We start from the raw sequence: 1,785 nt of genomic DNA, 5'->3' as shown, positions 1-1,785 counted from the left end.
CACCGGTCTCAACTTAAGGGTCTCCCCAAATGATGGACTCCAGTTGCTGGCGCTCGCGGTGATGCTTGCGCCACCGCTTGACAATCCCCAGGAGTTTAGCGTGTTCGGCCAGAAACGACACCAAGGCGTCACATTCGCCGCGCTCCACGGCACGACTATAGTGGTAGAAGGCACGAAACACCATCTCGACCGAGATCCGCTCCAACGGTTCCCCCAAGACCTGGGCGACCTGTTGGCAGATCGTCAGCAACACGGCATAGACAATCAACGTGGCGTAGATCTGCAATTGGACCGCATTGGTGGAACCTGTCCACAAGTAGGCCAAATCCAAGACCCGTTTGGTCAGCGCAAAGGCATCCTCAATGCGCCAGCGCCGTCGATACAACTCACAGACCTGACGAGCAGACAACCGTTGGGGATCGAGGACATTGGTCAGATAGCGATACCAGACCGTCTGCCAGAGGACCGATACCATGCGCAGTGGATGCGTACAGGGGTGCGAGCGGTACTGGCCCACCTGGATGATCTCGTCGCGATAATAAGGGCCCTGACTCAGCACCTGCACCGTGCGATAGGCGATCTTTTGCCGCATGCGAGTGACAAAGAACTTCTGCTGGTCCGTAAAGTCATCAAACCACAGAAAGCTGAAAAATCCCAGATCAAAGACCAACAGCCCCCCCATGGGCAGGGCGGCCATGATTTCAGCCGCAAAGCGCTTGTCATTGGCGGCGGCATCTTCGGTATAGAGCTGCCACAGCGGACGGTGGCTGAAGGCCGGTACCATCACCATCATCTTGCCGCCAAGCACAAGGCCCTCGCACGCCCGCAAGACCTGCGTCTTTTTGCGCAGCGCTTCCAGGGTCGAGCCGTCCACAAGGGCGATCCGGGAGAACGCCTCCCACACCGGCGCCCAGCGTGGATGCGGCAGGGGCGGCGGCGCTTGGGCCTGCACACGCATACAGACTTCGGTAAAGAGCTGCCCCATCACGGCCGCTGGCAGGACGTCGAGCCGTTTGGTGATAGCCTGGGCACTGACCTGCAGCGGTGCCATCCCTAACAAGCCTTCTCGGGGCAAGACTTTCTGTACTTCGGCGATGGACGGGACCCGACGCCACACGAGGCTCACGATAATCGCCACCATCACGGGCAGCGTGAGGAGCCGTTGCCGCATACGGATGATCCGCTGCGGCTGCCGAGGATCGCGCCGCTCCAGCTGGCGTGGAGCGAGTAAGGATGGACTGAGCAGGTCTGTCAGACGTTGTTCTACCTCTTCCACCGCTGGCATTGGGATCTGTGAGCGATGCCGAAACTCAGCATGGGGACGGGCTCTCGTGTGCTTATGTGCCATGGGGGGCCTCCTCTTTGTAGGGGGCCCCATGATAGCGCAAATGACAGCTTAGAGCTTAAGTTAAGACCGGTGCTCTGCGTGCCGCACCTCTCTCTCATAATGAGGTAGGTCTCTCATGCTGGACGCGCGTAGAGTTATTTCAGGGATCGTGGAAAGAGCGGTGACGGAACATCTCCAGCAGCCTTGGGAGGGATCAGCGTGCCCACCCTGAAAGGCCAGCAAGGTAGCTATGGCCGGCAACCCTCGCTGGCCCCTCACGAAGCGTATGCGCGTCGCTGTCAGCGAGCCGGTATCGCTCGCCCAGCACACGCATCAAGGTAAAAGTGCAAACTTTATGCCACTCTGCAGCCGTGAGCCGCCATGGCGGCAGAGCGCTAGGGGAAGCTAGTGAGTGCTACTGCCTCCAGTGTAGGGGATTGGCTGGGCGTGTCAACATG

At 59.7% G+C, this 1,785-nt stretch carries 1 protein-coding gene; it reads right to left on the bottom strand.

The genetic code is table 11. The annotated features are described in order from the left end of the window. Nucleotides 1-13: 13 nt before the first annotated feature. Nucleotides 14-1,348: an IS4 family transposase gene (locus tag VJ369_RS08275; protein WP_324091608.1), complete on the bottom strand. Its 1,335-nt coding sequence runs from the start codon at nt 1,346-1,348 to the stop codon at nt 14-16. Nucleotides 1,349-1,785: the final 437 nt, after the last annotated feature.

The organism is Glutamicibacter sp., assembly GCF_035257265.1.
Lineage (GTDB): Bacteria > Actinomycetota > Actinomycetes > Actinomycetales > Micrococcaceae > Glutamicibacter.
Note: the sequence above shows the minus strand (reverse complement) of the source record. Positions and strands in the feature narration are given on the sequence as shown.